Here is a 19,141-nt window from a genome sequence, read left to right as displayed (position 1 = left end):
ATTACTTCGCTGAAGAGGTATCAACCTCAGCATTCATGGATAAACCCACACGTAATGGATGCTCAGCCAACTCTTTAGGATCGAGTTTGATACGTACAGGTAGACGTTGAACCACTTTAATCCAGTTACCTGTCGCATTTTGTGCAGGAATCAACGCAAATGCTGAACCTGTACCACCAGAAAAGCCGATCACCGTACCGTGATACTCTACTTTCTTCCCATAGAGGTCTGAAGTGAGGGTTGCCTTCTGACCAACTTTCACGTTTTGCAACTGACTTTCTTTAAAGTTTGCATCCACATAAAGTTCAGCCAAAGGAACCACTTTCATCAGACTTGTCCCTGGTGCAATACGCTGACCGACTTGAATACTACGGCGGGCAATCACACCATCTAACGGCGCTTTAATTTCTGTACGTTGTAAATCTAAAAGTGCTTGATCAAGTTTGGCTTGAGCCACCAATACATCAGGGGTTGAACTTTGTGAGGTACCCCGAATTAAAGCTTCATTGGCATCTAAATTACTTTGTGCAGCTTTACGTTTAGATTCCGTTTGCGCCAATGCTGCTTTTGCCACATCGACATTTGCTTTGGCATTGTTTAAAGCACTTTGTGCTTTGCTAAATTCTTCTTTAGAAATTGCACCTGTCGCGCTTAACTGCTGACGGCGTGCAAACTCTTGTTGTGCTTGTTGATACGCCACATCGGCTTGTGCCACTTGTGCTTTAGCACTGTTAATATCATCTGCACTGACTAAAATCTGTGAGGACAATGAACTGCTATTTGCCGAGCTTTGCGTATATTGACGCTTGGCTTTGGTCAACGCTGCTTCAGCTTCTGCAACAGCGATTTTTGCATCACGATTATCAATAATTGCAAGCACATCGCCTTTTTTCACTTGTTGAGTATCACTGACCAAAACCTCAGCAACTTGTCCGCTGACCATCGAAGTGATTTCAGCAGTTTCAGCACCGACATAGGCATTGTCTGTTTCAACAATATTGCCAAAAATAAAAGCCCAGATTGCATATAGAATTGCAGCTACAACAACAATAATGGCAAAAATCTTCAGCATTTTTTTACGTTTTTGTTTGGCTTCCAAATCCGCTTGCGCTTGATTTTCATCATTTGGAGAGGCATTCGTCGTTTGCGCGTCAGTCATCGCATGTTCCTAGCTTACTTGGACTTGTCAAAACATCTTTGCATTTTGGAGATATAAACTGAAAAACTGCTTAATCATATCTATATGACATTGCTTGATGGTTGAATAAGTCAACTTCTTAAAATTGTGGTGCTCAATTTTACAGGTAAAAATCATATTATGAGAATAAAAATATTACTCTATAGTTTATCTTTATAAAATAGGATGATCTTATTGATATTCATATTTTTTTGAAAAAAAAAAGCCAACAAAATATCTATTTTGCTGGCTTATATTGACACAAAGAATACAAAAGTGTACTGATTAGTACACTTTTCAGCTTAATCAATAAGCATAAGAAGCAATAGCTGTCGCAATCGCCTTACCTTCATTGTTGAGCATGGTCATACGCATGGTGCAACCTTTACGCCCCATTCTCAAGGTTTCAGCTTTGGCAATAAAGTATTCACCGCGCCCAGGTGCAAGATAATCCACACGCATATCAACTGTCGCTAAACGAGAAACTTTCTTTAACGTGTCTGGCAATTGATCTGGCTCTGCACGTTTATATAGCTCCCCCATTGCCACAATTCCACCAATACTATCCAGCAATGTCGCGGCCACACCACCATGTAAAATTTGAAATGCGACATTGCCAATCAAATACGGTTTCATTTCGATGTAGCCTTCAATCTCATCATTGACAACACGCATTTGCATATTGTTATGTGAAAAATAAGGCGAACCATTAAACGCTTTAGTGAGTTGGTTAAGCACCACATTTAGATCTGCTTTCGCGCCTAAATGTAAATTACCAGTCCACTTTTTTTGCGATTCGCTAGGCGCAGAATCAATTTTAGAAGAATCACTCATCATCATTTCGAAACCAATATTGAGAAAAATTTTCAGCTTTTTCCCAAAAAATATATGAAAGGGCTACAATATATGCCTAGTTTAATACTGAACATCGAGATTGTTATGACTTATACGTTCAATCGTCCTGCTTTTCCAGCTACACGTATGCGCCGTATCCGTAAAAACGATAAGCTTCGAGCAATGGTAAGAGAGACTCAACTCACAGCAGATCATCTCATTTATCCAGTATTTGTGCTTCCGGGACAAAACCAAAGCCAAGATGTACCAAGTATGCCAAATGTTCAACGATTGTCAGCAGACTTATTGTTGAAAAAAGCAGAAACACTATTAGAACTTGGTGTATCAAAACTTGCCTTATTCCCCGTTACACCACAACAAGACAAAAGTTTAACAGCAGAAGCAGCGTGGCATGAAGACGGTTTAGTTCAAAATACTTTACGTTTGCTAAAAAAAGAATTGCCTGAGATGGTGCTCATCACGGATGGTGCATTAGATCCTTATACCACCCATGGTCAGGACGGTATTATTGACAATACAGGTTATGTGTTAAATGATGAAACAGTCCAATGCCTGATCAAACAAGCCTTAAGCCATGCTGAAGCAGGTGCAGATGTGATCGCGCCAAGTGACATGATGGACGGCCGTATTGGTGCAATCCGCCAAGCTTTAGAAAGTAACGATTTTATTTATACCAGTATCATGGCGTACTCTGCAAAATATGCGTCTAGTTTCTACGGTCCTTTCCGCGATGCAGTTGGCTCATCATCCAACCTAAAAGGTGGTAATAAGTATAACTACCAAATGGATGTCGGTAATCGTGCTGAAGCACTGCATGAAATCGCCCTCGATATTCAAGAAGGCGCAGACATGGTGATTGTTAAACCAGGTATGCCATATTTGGATGTGGTACGTGAAGTTAAAGATACCTTTGGTGTCCCAACCTTTGTTTATCAAGTCAGTGGTGAATATGCCATGCTTGCTGCAGCCATCCAAAATGGCTGGTTATCAGAAAGCGTGATCATGGAATCATTGATGTGCTTCCGTCGTGCAGGTGCAGATGGTATTTGGACCTATTATGCAGAAGATGCAGCACGTCAATTAAAAGAGATGAAGTAAAAAATTCCTCCCTTACTGAATTCATGGTTCCTTACCTTTTAGAAAGGGAAGTGTCCATTACTGATTCGGTCGTGGAAGGAAAGTCCCCTCTTTCAAAAGATAAGCAGTATTGCTTTTGTAGGTGGGGATTAAAATTCTAAATTGGTACAGAATACACAATGCATATCGCCATTATCGGTGCAGGAGTAAGTGGCTTACTCAGCGCGCTTGAACTTGTTGAACAAGGTTGCACCATCACTCTGTTCGATCAACAACATGCTGGACATGCTGCTTCATGGGCGGGTGGCGGTATTTTGTCACCCATGTATCCATGGAGATATCCAAATGAAGTCAATCATCTGGCACAACATGGCAAACAACTTTACCAACAATGGAATGAGAAACTACAGCCTAAAACAGGGATAGACTTTCAAATCCATGAAACTGGAATGCTAATTTTTGACGAAGCAGATTTTGAGCTTGGACTCGGTTATAAAGACCAACATCAAGAACCGATGCAGCATTGTGAATACCTGCAAAGAGAGCAGCTTGAAACCATCAACCCACATATTTCAGCACAATTTCAACATGCAATTTATTTTCCACATTTAGCCAATGTTAGAAATCCAAGACTTCTTAAATCACTGATCAGCTATCTCAAACAACACCCTCAAGTTGAAGTGTATGAAAATACATGGATCGAAAAATTTAATATTCAAAATCAAAAAATTCAGTCTGTTGAAAGTACCAATGGGCGACGTTTTTTCGCAGATCAATTTGTGATTACCACAGGCGCATGGTCAAATTGCTGGGCAGAACAATTACAGCTTTCGATCCCAGTAGAGCCAGTTCAAGGACAAATGATGTTATTTAAAACCCCTGAAAACTGGCTACCCACCATGTGTATGAACAATGTCATGTATTTGATCCCACGCCTAGATGGTCATATCGTATGTGGTTCAAGCATGGACAATATCGGGTTTGATAAGCGTCCAAATGTACAAACACAGCAAAATATTTATAAAGCCTGTATCGAGATGGTCCCTGAATTGACAAACTTCCCTATTGTTAAGCAATGGGCAGGATTACGTCCCAGTTCACCGACAGGCATTCCATATATAGGAAAAATGCCTAAACTGAACAATTTATGGGCAAATTTTGGACATTACCGTAATGGCTTATGTATGGGGCCTGCTTCTGCACAGTTATTAAGACAATTGATGCTCAATCAAGATACACATGTTGATTCAACAGCTTATTCAACCGAGCGATTAACTGCATATACACCTCTCACTCAGTAATCATCTTTTAGCTAAAAAGTGTTAGGTTCTGGCATGAAACAATCAAAGAGAAGACGCTTAGCCGCTTCTCTCATCGAAAACGATTGATAAAATTGCTGATGCCGACAAGTGATTTACCAATAATTCTCTACAGCAATATTACCTTCACCCCGACGATTCATCGTTAAACCACGGGATTTTAATGCGGCTTTGGTGTCATCCACCATTTGTGGGTTTCCACATAGCATGACATGAGTGGTATCTGCATTGAATTTTAAATCAGCGGCTTTTTCCAATTCACCATTTTCAATCAAAATTGGTAAGCGATCATGCAAGGTGGCATTGGGATCACGCGTAACAATCGGGATAAATTTAAAACCTGTATGTCCCTCCCCAAAAAGCTGGGCAATCTCTTGGATCCGATCGACATAAGCCAATTCAGATTCAGTTCTTACGCTATACACCAAGTTGATTTTTTCGTACTTTGACCAAGTTTCAAAATCTTGTAGCATCGAAATAAAAGGCGCTAAACCTGTGCCCGTTGCCAACAACCACAAATCTTTAGGCAACGGCAATTGATAACGTGCTAAAGTTAAGAATCCATAGGGGATTTTTTCCAAATAAAGCTCATCACCGACTTGTAAATGCTGTAAATTGGAGGTAAATGCACCATCAGGAACAACGATTGAAAAAAATTCGAGTGTTTCATCAAACGGGGATGAAACCACGGAATATGCCCTTACCACCAATTCATCACCCACTTTTAAACCAATGCGAGCAAATTGCCCAGCGGTAAACTTAAAATGAGCAGGTCGAGTCATGGTGAAACTGAAAAGTGTATTGGTCCAACGCTGAACAGACAAAACCTTTTCTATGCTAAATTTTTCAATTGACATGATTTCTTCGTGGCATGAAACATAGTCCTCATGGTAGCATGACTATATAATCTATGAATATTAAAATGTTAAGGCTCTACTTATGCGAATGACTTTACGCCAGTTGGCGGTTTTTGTTGCTGTCGCTCAAGAAGGCACCGTGACTAAAGCAAGTGATGCGGTTCGGTTGACTCAAAGTGCGGCAAGTATGGCTTTGGCAGATTTAGAAGATGGGCTGGGAGCCCCCCTTTTCGATCGTCTTGGTAAGCGCTTACAGCTCAATGATCTTGGTCGCTTCTTACTTCCCCAAGCTTTAGAAATTTTAGGCCGCTGTGAAGCTTTTGAACAAGCAGCCAAAGGCGAATTACAAAGTATTGATTTACGCATTGGTGCAACACTGACTATCAGTGATTATTTAATGCCTGACTTAATGGCAAACTTTTTACAAGTTCAACCTCAAGCACATTTGCAACTCCAAGTTGGCAATACCCGTCAAATGATTGAAGCCGTCAACCAATTCCAACTGGATTTAGCATTGATTGAAGGTTCATGCTTCTTACCACAACTTCAATGTATTCACTGGCGAGATGACGAACTTGCGGTATGTTGTTCACCTAATCATCCACTTGCAAATTTACATCGTGAATTAAAACAGTCTGACTTTCAACATGTTGAATGGATTTTGCGTGAAGAAGGTTCTGGCACACGTGAAGTTTTTGACAATGCCATTCTAAAAGACCTAGAAAATGCCAATATCCGCTTAACTTTGGGTCATAATGAAGCGATTTTAAAAATTGTCGCAGGTGGTTTAGGAATGTCATGTATTTCTAAATTAGCCATTCAGCCTTTGCTGGACAAAGGGCAATTGGTAATTTTAAAGACTCCTTTTTGGCAACTTGCACGTCCTTTGTACATGCTTGTACATCGTCAAAAGTACCAAGGTCCTGGTTTAAGAGCCTTCTTAAAATTCTGTGAACACGGATAAAACTAAAGCTCCTCTTGGAGCTTTTATATAATTTTTAGCTTAATAAAGTTATTTACCAAATTGTCTTTCGCATGGCTGACCATCATGATCGCCATCCATTTGCGTATTAGGACAATTTTTAATAAAAAATACAGCTTCATCATAGGATGTCATTTGACTGCAATGTGTCCGCCCATCACATTGATAAGGCGATTTTACCATTGATGATGTCGCTACAGTTGCGTTAGATTGCACTGTTACCTGAGCATGTTCAGTCCTTACTAAGTTATGATCACCATTTATTAAAGCATTTTGCGATTTTTCACTAAACTTTACTGGTTTGACATAACCAATTTCTTTGCGTTGTTGCTCAATAATTTGTTGCTGCTGGTGTTCTAACAAGGTAAGTTTATTATGCTGTTCATCCTGATAGGTTTGGTATTGATTCCATGTCGCAAAACTAAAATAAACGAAGCCAAAAACAATCACTAAAATTACCACAGACATAAAACCAAATTTCTGTCCTTCACTTTTACTTCGTCTTAATATATTTTTTTGCTTATCAATATTGATGTTTTTATTTTTTAATTCATTACTCATCGCTACATCCAAACGAATCATTTGATGTGCTTTTAATGTTCCTTGCTCATTGATAATTACATACTTTATAGTTTCCCCTTTTTTCGGTTGACCACCTAGTTTTGGAAAATCAGCGATGTAGAATACGACAGATTGCGCTGAATTATGATCCAATAAAAGTCCGTAACCTTTATCATGATGATATTCAATGATTTGCCCCAAATAAAACATAAAACTTCTCTTTTAAAATAAGTTTGAACCACAATAAATTCAACTCGTTTCAGATGTTTAGTGTGAGTATGCCTTGCGTTTTTGCTGTTTAATCTTGTCCTTTTGTTGTTGTTGATATTGTTGAAATCTCATTTCAGTTTCGATTTTGTACTGCTTATAACGATCTCTTGCATACATTACAGAACTTACCCCAATGAATATCACTACAGCAACGGTCACCACCCAAGGATTCAATGCTAGACGTTTTTCAAGTCTAATTTTCTTTATAGGCTGTTTGCGTTTTGAGTATAAAAATTTAACTTTTAACTTTTGAATTAAACTTTGGATCGCATTTAAACGCATATTTTTTTCAAGCAACTGCTGATTCATTTGCCTATCAAAATATAAATCTTGTTCTTTAAAACATTGCCCCTCTACCAACATCTCTACAGGCTTAACCAACTCTTGTTTCTTAGAGTCCCCCGCAATTTCAATATTTTGATACGCCTCTCCCAAATCAGAAAGCATAACCTCACAAATTCCTTCAGTGGTTTTAATGTTATTAACTGTATGAATTTCGTCTTGGGATTCAGTATTTTGGATAACTTTAATAGAAAGGTCAACTTGTGTTTGCGCTACAGGCTCAATTTGATTGTTTTGGTATAAATTTATGCTACCTTCTTCTATCATAGGATTACTAATTAGAGTTTGTATGGGCTCGACAAAGATTACTTGTTGCTCCTCTACAACTAAGTCAATAGCTGGAATAGCTTCTACTGAAACCAATTGCTCTGTTTGAGTTTGTGTTTTGATATTAGCTAAATCGTTATCAGCTACCAACCTTCTCTTTTTAAGCGCTTTTCGAATAGTTCTAATTTGTTCATAGCCATTTTCTGAATGGAGACGCGTATTAGGTAACTTATTTTGATCATTCGCATAATTTTTATAATCAAACCGCACAATAAATTTAGCTAAGGTTGCACCATATTGTTCTAAAACAACACACTTAATCCGCTCGCCAATTTGAGGAAGAATGGATTGATTTGAAAAATCTTCTAATTTAAAAACAACTTGTTGATGATTATCATTTAATTCAATTAGACCTTGCCCTAAATCATTATCGAAAAAGGTTACTGTCCCTTTTCTGAACATTTTTTATTCTCTTATAATTAAAAAAGGAGGCCCCTATAGCCTCCTTTGATCATACTAAATTTTAATCTTTTTGCACACTGCCAAAAATTTTATCACCAGCATCTCCTAGACCTGGCACGATATATCCCTGTTCATTTAAACCTTGATCAATTGAAGCAGTAAAAATCGTCACATCTGGGTGAGCTGCTTCCACACGTTTAATGCCTTCAGGTGCTGCAACTAACACCATAACACGGATATCTTTACAACCACTTGCTTTCAACACGTCAATCGCAGCAACCAAAGATGAACCAGTTGCCAACATCGGGTCAATAATCATAGCTAAACGATTTTGTACATCTGGAACCAATTTTTTATAATAAGTACGTGCTTCCAAGGTTTCTTCATCCCGTTCTAAACCGAGAACTGAAACTTTTGCACTTGGAATAAGATTTAAAAAACCTTCTAACATGCCAATACCAGCACGTAAAATCGGCACTACAGTGATTTTTTTACCCGCAATTCTGTCCACTGTGACTTTACCGTTCCAACCATCAATCTCGTGATCACACACAGGTAAATCTTTGGTTGCTTCATAAGTTAAAAGCATGGTTACTTCTTGAGCAAGTTCACGGAAATTCTTAGTACTAATGTCAGCACGGCGTAATAAACCTAATTTATGACGAATAAGTGGATGACGAATTTCTTGAATAGACACGGGAGGACACCTAAAAGGATAAAAGTAAATTTCCATTATTATAAATGTTTTTTATATCTGAGATAAGAAAAGCCCTCAATGAATGAGGGCTTTTTTTGTTAATAGCAGGGTTTTATTGCGATTAGTGTTGCTGGCTCATCAAGAAATGTAAAGGAGATAAAATTTCTGATTTCAACGCCAAGCTGATGATTGGATCTGGATAAACACCAATGATCAATACCAAAGCAGCAGCACCGAGCACCATAAGACCACCCACTTTTTGTCCCCAATGATCAACAGCATCAATACGAGGATTATCTGGTGGCGTCATATACATCACGATCATCACACGTAAGTAGTAATACAAACCAATACCACTACCCACCACTACCATAGCAGCCAAGAACCAATGTTCTGTGGTTACAGCAGCAATCACCACCATAAACTTACCAATGAAACCAGCGGTTAATGGAATCCCTGCAAGAGAAAGCATCATCACTGTTAATGTCGCAGTCAGTACTGGACGACGCCAGAATAAACCACGGTAATCCGCAAGAGACTCAGCTTCATCAACATTGTTATATGGGCTCGACATTAACGCGACAGCACCAAAAGCACCAATCGTAGTTAAGGTATAAGTCACCACATAGACGCTTACGCTGCCTAAACTTGCATAACCTAAACTAATCAAAGCAATCAATAAATAACCAAAATGGGCGATTGATGAATAACCTAAAATTCGTTTTAAGTTGACTTGGCGTAATGCAAGGAAGTTCCCGACTAAAATCGAAAGCACAGCGATCACTGTTAATACAGTCACGATAGACGGTACAAGAATGAAACCTGAACTTAAAATAAAGCGTACTAATAAACCAATCGTTGCGACTTTAGCAACAGTTGCAAGATAAGTAGCGATTGGCGCAGGCGCACCTTGATAAACATCTGGTGTCCATTTATGAAATGGCGCCAATGATAATTTAAACGCAATCGCAATCACGATTAATCCTGAACCCAACAAAATCATTGGTTGAGCAAGGAAACCTTTTAACTGTTCAATAAAGTCAGCCAAAGATGCAATTTGTTGCACTTGTGCTAACTGATTTCCATACAAACCTGGGAAGTCAGTAAATGACAATGTACCTGTATAAGCATAAACGTATGCCATACCCATCAACAAAATTGCTGAAGCGGTTGCAGAAAGTACCAAATACTTTACGCCAGCTTCTAGCGATTTTCCACGCTGATGCGTATATGCCAATAAGCCATACACAGGAATTGACAAAAGCTCCAAACTAATAAAGAACGACGCATAGTGAGAACTTGCCACCATTAACATTGCCCCTGTTACAGAGATCAACATCAAGATATAAAGCTCTTCACGATTATCTTTATAAGTTTCAATATAAGCGTGAGATAACGTACAGCATGCGAGTGCAGCAACTACTGCAATAAATTGATAAAACAATGTAAATGGATCAACCACAAACATGTTCATCACATTTGATGGTGCAAATGAACCACCAAACATCATGAATAAAATATCAATTGCAGCAAGGTTTAAACCCACCACCGATGCAGTTGCAATCAAATTATGATTACGCTTGATCGAGGTTAGGATCATCACCACTACAGCGGTTAAAGCAACAATAAAAACTGGTGCTAAAGGCATGAGACCCGAAAATGACATAGTGAAGTTCATGACTATTGGATCTCCACATTTTGTTGAGATACGACTTGTTGTGCCGCATCAACAACTTCTTGAACTGGAATATAGCTATTTGATAACCACGCCATACTTGAGTGAGAAATATCAAGGAAGCTTTGTGGATATACACCTAACCATAATAAGCCAAATGCACAGATCAATAGAATTACTGTTTCACGTACATTCAAGTCTTTTAATGGACTTTCATAATGCTTTTTCTGTTCTTCATTTGGCGTACCAAATAAAGCTTTGTGGATCAGAATCAAGCCATAAAGACCAGCAAAGACCAAGCTAATAGCAGCAATGATGGTAAATGTAGGGAACTTAGCGAATGAACCCATCAAGATCAGGAATTCACCAATAAAGTTACCTAAACCTGGAATGCCCACAAGTGCAGAGACAAAGAACATCAAGAAGAATGGTAAATACTGGAATTGACCACGAATACCACCCATCAAACGTAAGTCACGGGTATGTAAGCGTTCATACACTTGACCACACATAATGAACAATGCAGCAGATGACAAGCCATGTGCCAACATCATGATCATTAAGCCTTGGAATGTCAGAATATTACCGGCATAAAGTGCAAGTAATACGAAACCCATATGCGAAATAGAAGTATAAGCAAGCAGGCGTTTCATATCTGTTTGCTGGAAAGCACACCAAGCGCCGTAGAAAATACCAATCAAACCTAAAATAATCGCAATATCGGCAAATTGTGCAGATGCTGCTGGGAAGAATGGCAATACAAAGCGCAATAAACCGTACGCAGCAGTTTTAATCAAGATCCCCGCTAAGTCTACAGAACCTGCTGTAGGTGCTTGTGCATGGGCATCTGGTAACCAACCGTGTAATGGGAATACTGGCAACTTGACTGCAAAACCAATAAAGAAACAGATCATCAACGCATAGGCAATATGTGGTGCCTGAGCATCTAAAGTATTTGCAACAGCAAGTAAGTAGTTATAGTCGAAGCTAATCGTACCTGACATCTGAGAACCATAGACCACTAAGCCTAAGATACCGATGAGCATGATTAAGCCAGCGACTTGGGTGTAGATAAAGAACTTGGTTGCAGCATAAACACGTGATTTACCGTCTGCGCCTTTATGACCCCAAAGTGCGATCAAGAAGTAGATAGGGACCAGCATCATCTCCCAGAAGAAGAAGAACAAGAACATATCAATTGCAAGGAAAACCCCGATTACCCCACCCAAAGACCATAAAAGGTTTAAATGGAAGAAGCCGACATTCTTTTGAATTTCACCCCATGAACAACCCACTGCAAGTACACCCAGTAATGCAGTCAAGCCCACCATCAGCAATGAAAGACCATCTACAGCCAAATGAATGTTAATACCGAGTGATTTAATCCAAGGTAAATAAAATTCTGCTGCCCAAGTTGGAGTCTTCGCCCCCAACTCATAGCTAAAGCCACCTTGTTTCCACAAAATCAGTGTTAAGCCCAATGTAACGAGCATACCGACTAATGCGATATAACGTGGCAAATGTTTATCAAGTTTATCGACCAACCAACACACGAAACCTGCAATAAAAGGTACAAGAATCAGTGCGGGTAAAATCCAATTGTTTGTGATTTCCATCTTATTTCCCCACTACCTGAATCACGATCAAGATCATCAGCAATACCACCACACCGAGTGACATACTTGATGCATATTCACGTAATGAACCTGTTTGACGGGTACTTGTAAATTTATTTCCACTATTTACGATTGCAGGTAATAACAGCCATAAACCATCAACTGGGTCACGACCTAAAATTTTCGCAATGAGTAAATAAGGTTGAACAAAAACAAGGTTGTATAAAGAATCGAAACCAAATGCATTACGGCAGATATTTGCAAGTCCAGCACCAAATGAAGTGGCTGCAAAACCTTGCACCGCTTTATAAGCGAAAGCAAATAACACCACACCTACAGCTAAACCGACCAATGCGATACCGACTGCAAGGTGTTCTGCACCATGCATCCCTTCTTCAATCGCTTGAGAAACTTCAAATGCTGGGATATGTGCTGCATTTAAAATGTTCATCACTGGCGCTTTTAAGAAGTAAGCCAAACCTGTTGAGAGAACAGCCAAGATACCTAAAGGCGCCCAATACGTTGCACCTTTGATTTCGTGATAATGTGTTTTTTCTTCACCAAAGAATACAACCCAAATTAAACGGAATGTATAAATCGAAGTTAAGAATGCACCCGCAACACCCACCCAATACAATGAGTTATACAATGCCACAGATTGACCTTGCGCCCAAACAGCACCCAAGATTGCATCTTTTGAGAAGAAGCCGATCGTAATAAATGGAATTGCAGCAAGTGCACCACCACCAATCGCGAAGCAAGCAAATAAGAATTTGTTTTTGTAGAACAAGCCACCCATTTTAAAGATGTTTTGTTCATGATGGTAAGCCAAGATCACTGCACCCGAAGACAAGAACAATAATGCCTTAAAGAATGCATGTGCAAGCATATGGAACAGACCTGCTTGATACGCTTCTGCACCCACAGCCATAAACATATAACCGAGCTGACTCATGGTAGAGTAAGCCAGAATACGTTTGATATCTGTTTGAACCAAAGCCGCAAAGCCAGCAACCAACAATGTTACAGCACCTGTAATCGAAATGAACTGCATCACTTCTGGTGTCATTTCAAATACAGAGAACATACGGCAACATAAGTAGATACCAGCGGTAACCATTGTTGCAGCATGGATCAATGCAGATACTGGTGTCGGACCAGCCATTGCATCTGCCAACCATGTTTGTAATGGGATTTGCGCAGATTTACCAGCTGCACCCAAGAACAACATCAATGACGTGATCAATGCCAAGTTATGATCAAGTGCCAGAACTTGTGAAGCATTGGCAACAATCGTGCCGATGTGTAAAGTACCAAATTGTTGGTAAAGCAAGAACAATGCGATCAGTAAGAATACATCACCAACACGCGTTACTGTAAATGCTTTAATTGCCGCAAAACCATTTGCAGGGTTTTGGTAGTAATAACCAATCAACAGGTAAGAACACAGACCTACGCCTTCCCAACCTAAGAATAACAACGCTAAGTTGTCACCCAATACAAGCACCAACATGCTTGCAACGAATAAGTTGAAGTATGAGAAGAAACGTGCGAAGTCTTCTTCACCACGCATGTACCAAGTTGCAAAGATGTGAATCAGGAAACCTACACCTGTCACCATGCCCATCATTAATAATGACAAGCCGTCAAGATGCAAACTTACACCCGGTGCAAAACCGCCTACATTGAACCAAGTCCATAAATGCTGTGCTTGCGCAACTGAACCCTGCTTAACAAAGTCCATGCCTGCAATCAGTGCAAATAAAGCAGAAAGGCCAACAGAACCCGCACCAATAATTGCTGCTACATTTTCAGGAAGTTTATTACGTCCTGCCGCTAAAAGTACAAAGCCAATCAGCGGAAATAAAATCGTTAAATATAAATAACTCATCCGCGCATCTCACTAGCAGCATCTACATCCAGATGATGGAAGCGATGATAGAACTGGAGGACGATCGCTAGACCGATACAAGCCTCTGCCGCAGCAAGTGTGAGGATCAAAATAAACATAATTTGACCATCAGGTTGTGCCCATGCACTTCCTGCCACAACGAATGCCAATGCTGCTGCATTCATCATGATCTCAAGGCTCATTAACATAAATAATAGGTTGCGTCGCACCATTACACCGTAAAAACCCAGTGCAAAAAGGATAGTTGCGACGATCAAACCATGTTCTAAAGGAATGTTGCCCATTACTGTTTATCCTCTGCTGCACTCGGTTCACGTTTGCCTAAGTGGAATGCTGCAACCAATGCTGCAAGCAATAACATTGCGGCAACTTCAACCAATAATAAATAGTGGGTAAAGAGTGCTTGACCAATTGCTTTAGGTCCAATCACTTGAGTTCCAAGTACTGCACCAGATTGCGTGTAGTCTGAACCTAATACCCAAACCAAACATAAGCCGATTAAGAAGCTCATGAGTGCTGGATAGGCCCAAGCATCTGAAGTCAACCATTTACGCTCTTGATCAACTGTATGTTGACCAAGGTTGAGCATCATTACTACGAATACGAACAACACCATGATCGCGCCCGCATAAACAATCACTTCAAGTGCAGCTGCAAATGGTGCACCAATGATTAAGAAGATCCCTGCAACAGCAAGTAAAGAAACGATCAAACTTAATAAAGCATGTACTGGATTGGTGTTGGTCACAACACGAATCGTCGAAACAATGGCCACAAGAGCCATTAAATAAAATGGCCACATCATGGTAATAAGCTCCGTACATCTACAGGCGCACTTTCACGTTGCGCTTGACCTTTTTCTTTACCATCAATTGCCATACCACTTACACGGTAGAAATTGTAGTCTGGGTATTTACCTGGTCCTGAAATGAGTAAATTTTCTTTCTCATAAACAAGATCCTGACGGACATATTCGCCTAACTCAAAATCTGGTGTTAACTGAATGGCAGTTGTTGGACATGCTTCTTCACACATACCGCAGAAAATGCAACGTGAGAAGTTAATGCGGAAAAATTCTGGATACCAACGTCCATCATCTTTTTCAGCTTTCTGCAATGAAATACAACCAACAGGACATGCAACCGCACATAAGTTACACGCAACACAACGCTCTTCACCGTCTGGGTCACGTGTTAATACGATACGACCACGATAGCGTGGAGGTACGATTTGTTCGGCTGGCACTTCTGGATATAAAATCGTATCGCGTTTGCGTGTGACATGGCTAAATACCATCCACAACGAACGAACAATTGATCCTACGCCAGCTAGAATTTTATACATTTTGTACTCCCTGCTGTCCTAGGCCTGATTCATCAGAATCACAGCACCAGTCACCAAAAGGTTGACCAATGCAAGTGGTAAACACACTTTCCAACCAAAATTCATAACTTGGTCATAACGTGGACGCATTAAAGAACCACGTGCCAAGACAAACATCATTACAAAGAATGCTGTTTTCGCAATGAACCAGAACGCATCTGGAATGAATGGAATATTTAAATTAAATGGTGCTAACCAACCGCCAAAGAATAAAGTCACGATCAGTGCAGAAATTAGAATGATGTTGACGTATTCAGCAACGAAGAACATCCCCCATTTCATACCACCATATTCGACATGGTAACCTTCTGCCAATTCTTGTTCAGCTTCTGGTTGGTCAAATGGATGACGATGCGTTACCGCAACCCCAGCAACCACGAAGATCATGAAACCAATGAATTGTGGAATCACAAACCATACATCACGTTGTGCTTCTACGATTTCACGCAAGTTAAATGAACCCGCAATTGCCACCACACCCATCAATGAAATCCCTAAAAAGACTTCATAAGAAATGGTTTGTGCTGCTGAACGTAGACCACCTAATAGTGCATATTTGTTGTTGGATGCCCAACCACCAAATAACACCGCATATACTGCAATACCTGCCATTGCCATAAAAAACAATAGACCGATACTCATGTCTGAAACACCTAAGTAAGGTGAAACAGGAATAACCATGAATGACAGTACTGCAGTCGCCATTGCTACTGCTGGTGCTAAACGGAAGGTTAACTTATCTACAAACTTTGGTGTCCAGTCTTCTTTGAACATGATTTTCAACATGTCAGCAACGATCTGGAACATCCCGCCAGGACCAACACGGTTTGGTCCATAACGGTCTTGCCATAAACCCAGCAAACGACGCTCAATAAATGACATCAAAGCGGCCAGTAAAACCACAACCAACAAAATTACGATGGCTTGAATCACTGAATAAGCGATTGGCCAGTCTTGTGCCCATGTCGGTAGTGCGCGTAAAGATTCATTCATGATTACACTCCTACCGTTACAGATACAGGTTCAGCAAGTGAAACTGTTGGTGCTTGGCCGACTGGATAACCGATATAACCTGTTGGTAAATATTCAATTACATGCACAGGAAGACTAATCGTCGTTTCGCCTGCTTTAACTGTCAGTTGTTGACCATCTTGAACATTTAAACGTGCTGCATCTTGCTCGCCCACGGCAAAAGTCGCTTCTGGAATACGCGATTCCATCACCGGCGTTTTAATCGTAAATTCACCTGAAGCGAAAATATGATGCATTGGAACTAGACGGAAACTCTCTGGATTTGCCACAACCGCAGTTGGCGCCACATAGCTACGTGCAGGACGTTTTACTAAGCGATCAAATAAACGGACGCCTGAATCACCACCTTTAAGGTGACCACCCACTTCATCCTGGTATTTATTCCAAGCTTGTGGTGAGTTCCAACCCGGTGCCCATGCAAATGGAACCAATGACGATGCATTTTGCGGTCCAACATAACCTTCCATAGAGAATGTTAATGCGGAATCGACATCGACAGGTTGTTTCGGTTCATGTACGTTTAATGGTGCACGCATTGCAGTACGACCTGAATAACGACGTGGTTCACGAGCAATTTTCAAGCCATGAACACGGTAACCCGCATCAGGTGCAACATCTTGAATTGCTTCAAGAACTGGAACATTTTTGACCACAGACTCAATTACATCATCAAGCAATGTCCATGAGATCGCTTTACCTTTCACACCCGTTTCAATGGCATGTAACCAGCGCCAAGATTCTTTGATGGCATATTCTGGTTTGTAATAGCTTGGGTCATAAACTTGATAGAAGCGTTGCGCACGACCTTCTTGGCTGACCACTGTCCCATCGCCTTCTGCAAAGCTTGCAGCAGACAAGACGACATCAGCCGCTTTTACGGTTTCAGTTTCAGAGTGATCAAGCACAATCACACTTTGCGCTTTGTCTAGAGCAGCCTGAACTTGTACAGCAGGTAAACGGCGGAACAAATCATTTTCAACGATAATGATTGACTCATAATCTTGAGCAAATGCTTGTTCTAAGCTTAAACCACCAAACAAAGCCATACCCATCGAGTTCACTTCTGGAACTGTCAAGGTTAAGCCGGCATTTCCACCTAGGTTTTGTGCAACTTGTGCAGCAGCTTCCATGATGGCAGCATCTTGTAAGCTCGTACCCGAGATGATTAATGGTTTTTTCGCAGCTTTTAACGTATCCGCAATGGTTTGTGCAAATGCTTTAGCATCATCATCTAAACCAAGAATCGCATCACCGTTTACACCGGCAGCAATCGCAAAACCTAAACGTGCAATATCATTTGGAGAAGCAACAACTTCACCCTCAGCAATATCAGCTAAACGTGTTTGTGTTGCAGCCAAGATATAGATTGGAGAATTTGCATCCTGACCAATACGTTTTACCGGTTCAGCTAACCAATCTTGGGTACGGCGGTCTGCAGCCATTTGTTTGGCTTTATTTTTCGCAGCTTGGCGAACAGACAATGCCATACGTGGTGCAGTTTGTGTTAAGTCTTCACCCAAGATCAAGACTGCATCATAGCTTTCGATTTCACGCATACTCGGGTTGTAAACGCCCTCAGCTTGCATAATCGATGCAGCAAGTTCAACCAAGCTCTGTTCTTTTTGAGAAAGACCTGTTGAATAATTTTCTTGGCCAACCAACTCACGCAACGCGTAGTTTGATTCTAATGATGCACGTGGAGAACCAATACCCAAGACTTTTTTGCCTTGAACATTTTCAATCACTGAATCCAGTGCCACATCAACAGAAACAGTTTTAACTTCTGTTGCAGCACGGAATTGCGGCTGACGTGGACGATCTTCACGGTTCACATAACCCGTACCAAAACGACCTTTATCGCAAAGGAAATATTGGTTAACGTCACCATTGAAACGGTTTTCTACACGACGTAATTCGCCATAACGCTCACCCGGAGAGATGTTACAACCAGAAGAACAGCCTTGGCATACGCTAGGCGCATACTGCATGTCCCACTTACGGTTATAACGTGCTGAATGAGTTTTATCGGTAAATACACCTGTTGGGCACACTTCAGTCAAGTTACCAGAGAACTCAGACTCTAAAGTGCCTGATTCTGGACGACCGAAGTAGACACGTGATGCATTGGCATAAACACCAAAGTCTGTACCACCGGCATAATCGTTGTAGTAACGAACACAACGGTAACATGCGATACAACGGTTCATCTCATGTGCAATGAAAGAACCCAACTCTTGGTTGTGATGCGTACGTTTGGTAAAACGATAACGACGACGATCATGTTGCGTCATTACTGTCATATCTTGTAAATGACAGTGACCACCCTCTTCACAGACTGGACAGTCGTGTGGGTGGTTGGTCATTAAGAATTCCACAATCGATTCACGGAAATCTTTTGCTTCTTTGTCTTCAATCGAAATAAAGGTATTGTCAGATGCAGGAGTCATACATGACATTACTAAGCGACCACGAGTATCTTCTGGATTCGCATATTGAGTAACAGCACATTGACGGCAAGAACCGACAGAACCTAAAGCTGGATGCCAACAAAAATATGGGATGTCGATGCCAAGACTCAAACATGCTTGTAGCAAGTTTTCCGAGCCATTGACTTCATACGATTTTCCATCGACATGAATTGTAGCCATAGTCGAATT

At 40.6% G+C, this 19,141-nt stretch carries 17 protein-coding genes; 3 read left to right on the top strand and 14 right to left on the bottom strand.

Features of this window, described 5'->3' with window-relative positions:
* Nucleotide 1 precedes the first annotated feature (1 nt).
* Complete coding sequence (locus ACG9ZL_RS04255) at nt 2-1,159, bottom strand: HlyD family secretion protein (RefSeq protein WP_004819348.1); 1,158 nt, start codon at nt 1,157-1,159, stop codon at nt 2-4.
* A gap of 324 nt (nt 1,160-1,483) precedes the next feature.
* Nucleotides 1,484-2,017: a thioesterase family protein gene (locus tag ACG9ZL_RS04250; protein ID WP_419327557.1), complete on the bottom strand. Its 534-nt coding sequence runs from the start codon at nt 2,015-2,017 to the stop codon at nt 1,484-1,486.
* Between the two features lie 99 nt (nt 2,018-2,116).
* On the opposite strand from ACG9ZL_RS04250, the gene hemB reads away from it, so the two are divergent.
* On the top strand, nt 2,117-3,130 hold the full coding sequence (gene hemB, locus ACG9ZL_RS04245) for a porphobilinogen synthase (protein WP_171500326.1): 1,014 nt from the start codon (nt 2,117-2,119) through the stop codon (nt 3,128-3,130).
* 158 nt (nt 3,131-3,288) lie between these two features.
* Complete coding sequence (gene thiO, locus ACG9ZL_RS04240) at nt 3,289-4,410, top strand: glycine oxidase ThiO (protein WP_419327556.1); 1,122 nt, start codon at nt 3,289-3,291, stop codon at nt 4,408-4,410.
* 113 nt (nt 4,411-4,523) lie between these two features.
* Here the strand turns inward: thiO and ACG9ZL_RS04235 are convergent, their stop codons facing one another.
* On the bottom strand, nt 4,524-5,285 hold the full coding sequence (locus ACG9ZL_RS04235) for a ferredoxin--NADP reductase (RefSeq protein ID WP_419359191.1): 762 nt from the start codon (nt 5,283-5,285) through the stop codon (nt 4,524-4,526).
* 82 nt (nt 5,286-5,367) lie between these two features.
* Here ACG9ZL_RS04235 and gigC point away from each other — a divergent pair, with 82 nt between their 5' ends.
* Nucleotides 5,368-6,249, top strand: coding sequence for a LysR family transcriptional regulator GigC (gigC, locus tag ACG9ZL_RS04230; protein WP_419359189.1), 882 nt, complete (start codon nt 5,368-5,370; stop codon nt 6,247-6,249).
* Between the two features lie 48 nt (nt 6,250-6,297).
* Here gigC and ACG9ZL_RS04225 read toward each other — a convergent pair whose 3' ends face one another.
* The 11 genes from ACG9ZL_RS04225 to nuoG form a co-directional block, all read right to left on the bottom strand.
* Nucleotides 6,298-7,038, bottom strand: coding sequence for an excalibur calcium-binding domain-containing protein (locus tag ACG9ZL_RS04225; protein WP_336952946.1), 741 nt, complete (start codon nt 7,036-7,038; stop codon nt 6,298-6,300).
* 57 nt (nt 7,039-7,095) lie between these two features.
* Complete coding sequence (locus ACG9ZL_RS04220; protein ID WP_419359187.1) at nt 7,096-8,169, bottom strand: hypothetical protein; 1,074 nt, start codon at nt 8,167-8,169, stop codon at nt 7,096-7,098.
* A gap of 61 nt (nt 8,170-8,230) precedes the next feature.
* Nucleotides 8,231-8,866, bottom strand: coding sequence for a uracil phosphoribosyltransferase (gene upp, locus ACG9ZL_RS04215; RefSeq protein ID WP_004722821.1), 636 nt, complete (start codon nt 8,864-8,866; stop codon nt 8,231-8,233).
* 121 nt (nt 8,867-8,987) lie between these two features.
* On the bottom strand, nt 8,988-10,544 hold the full coding sequence (nuoN, locus tag ACG9ZL_RS04210) for an NADH-quinone oxidoreductase subunit NuoN (protein WP_336952948.1): 1,557 nt from the start codon (nt 10,542-10,544) through the stop codon (nt 8,988-8,990).
* Nucleotides 10,545-10,546: 2 nt separating this feature from the next.
* A complete protein-coding gene (gene nuoM / locus ACG9ZL_RS04205) occupies nt 10,547-12,151 on the bottom strand; it encodes an NADH-quinone oxidoreductase subunit M (RefSeq protein WP_336952990.1) in 1,605 nt (534 codons plus the stop codon).
* A 7-nt stretch (nt 12,152-12,158) separates the two neighbouring features.
* Entirely contained in the window at nt 12,159-14,048 is a 1,890-nt protein-coding gene (gene nuoL, locus ACG9ZL_RS04200; protein WP_419359185.1) for an NADH-quinone oxidoreductase subunit L, read from the bottom strand.
* Nucleotides 14,045-14,353 (bottom strand): NADH-quinone oxidoreductase subunit NuoK, encoded by a 309-nt coding sequence (gene nuoK, locus ACG9ZL_RS04195; RefSeq protein WP_004722831.1) that lies wholly within the window; start codon nt 14,351-14,353, stop codon nt 14,045-14,047. Before nuoK ends, nuoL begins: the two co-directional genes overlap by 4 nt.
* Complete coding sequence (gene nuoJ, locus ACG9ZL_RS04190; protein ID WP_336952992.1) at nt 14,353-14,871, bottom strand: NADH-quinone oxidoreductase subunit J; 519 nt, start codon at nt 14,869-14,871, stop codon at nt 14,353-14,355. The genes nuoK and nuoJ overlap by 1 nt, the downstream gene beginning before the upstream one ends.
* Nucleotides 14,871-15,413, bottom strand: coding sequence for an NADH-quinone oxidoreductase subunit NuoI (gene nuoI, locus ACG9ZL_RS04185; RefSeq protein ID WP_004722835.1), 543 nt, complete (start codon nt 15,411-15,413; stop codon nt 14,871-14,873). The genes nuoJ and nuoI overlap by 1 nt, the downstream gene beginning before the upstream one ends.
* Nucleotides 15,414-15,431: 18 nt before the next feature.
* Nucleotides 15,432-16,445 carry an NADH-quinone oxidoreductase subunit NuoH gene (gene nuoH, locus ACG9ZL_RS04180; protein ID WP_336952951.1) on the bottom strand — a complete coding sequence of 338 codons (1,014 nt, stop codon included), beginning with the start codon at nt 16,443-16,445 and terminating at the stop codon, nt 15,432-15,434.
* Between the two features lie 2 nt (nt 16,446-16,447).
* A complete protein-coding gene (nuoG, locus tag ACG9ZL_RS04175; protein WP_419359183.1) occupies nt 16,448-19,132 on the bottom strand; it encodes an NADH-quinone oxidoreductase subunit NuoG in 2,685 nt (894 codons plus the stop codon).
* Nucleotides 19,133-19,141: the final 9 nt, after the last annotated feature.

The sequence above is a fragment of the Acinetobacter legionensis genome (genome assembly GCF_048551735.1).
Lineage (GTDB): Bacteria > Pseudomonadota > Gammaproteobacteria > Pseudomonadales > Moraxellaceae > Acinetobacter.
Note: the sequence above shows the minus strand (reverse complement) of the source record. Positions and strands in the feature narration are given on the sequence as shown.

Excerpts from the sequence above, each read along its gene's own strand:
- ACG9ZL_RS04255 (WP_004819348.1), bottom strand. The coding sequence starts at position 1,159 with ATGACTGACGCGCAAACGACGAATGCCTCTCCAAATGATGAAAATCAA.
- ACG9ZL_RS04250 (WP_419327557.1), bottom strand. The coding sequence starts at position 2,017 with ATGATGATGAGTGATTCTTCTAAAATTGATTCTGCGCCTAGCGAATCG.
- hemB (WP_171500326.1), top strand. The coding sequence starts at position 2,117 with ATGACTTATACGTTCAATCGTCCTGCTTTTCCAGCTACACGTATGCGC.
- thiO (WP_419327556.1), top strand. The coding sequence starts at position 3,289 with ATGCATATCGCCATTATCGGTGCAGGAGTAAGTGGCTTACTCAGCGCG.
- ACG9ZL_RS04235 (WP_419359191.1), bottom strand. The coding sequence starts at position 5,285 with ATGTCAATTGAAAAATTTAGCATAGAAAAGGTTTTGTCTGTTCAGCGT.
- gigC (WP_419359189.1), top strand. The coding sequence starts at position 5,368 with ATGCGAATGACTTTACGCCAGTTGGCGGTTTTTGTTGCTGTCGCTCAA.
- ACG9ZL_RS04225 (WP_336952946.1), bottom strand. The coding sequence starts at position 7,038 with ATGTTTTATTTGGGGCAAATCATTGAATATCATCATGATAAAGGTTAC.
- ACG9ZL_RS04220 (WP_419359187.1), bottom strand. The coding sequence starts at position 8,169 with ATGTTCAGAAAAGGGACAGTAACCTTTTTCGATAATGATTTAGGGCAA.
- nuoN (WP_336952948.1), bottom strand. The coding sequence starts at position 10,544 with ATGAACTTCACTATGTCATTTTCGGGTCTCATGCCTTTAGCACCAGTT.
- nuoL (WP_419359185.1), bottom strand. The coding sequence starts at position 14,048 with ATGAGTTATTTATATTTAACGATTTTATTTCCGCTGATTGGCTTTGTA.
- nuoK (WP_004722831.1), bottom strand. The coding sequence starts at position 14,353 with ATGGGCAACATTCCTTTAGAACATGGTTTGATCGTCGCAACTATCCTT.
- nuoJ (WP_336952992.1), bottom strand. The coding sequence starts at position 14,871 with ATGTGGCCATTTTATTTAATGGCTCTTGTGGCCATTGTTTCGACGATT.
- nuoI (WP_004722835.1), bottom strand. The coding sequence starts at position 15,413 with ATGTATAAAATTCTAGCTGGCGTAGGATCAATTGTTCGTTCGTTGTGG.
- nuoH (WP_336952951.1), bottom strand. The coding sequence starts at position 16,445 with ATGAATGAATCTTTACGCGCACTACCGACATGGGCACAAGACTGGCCA.
- nuoG (WP_419359183.1), bottom strand. The coding sequence starts at position 19,132 with ATGGCTACAATTCATGTCGATGGAAAATCGTATGAAGTCAATGGCTCG.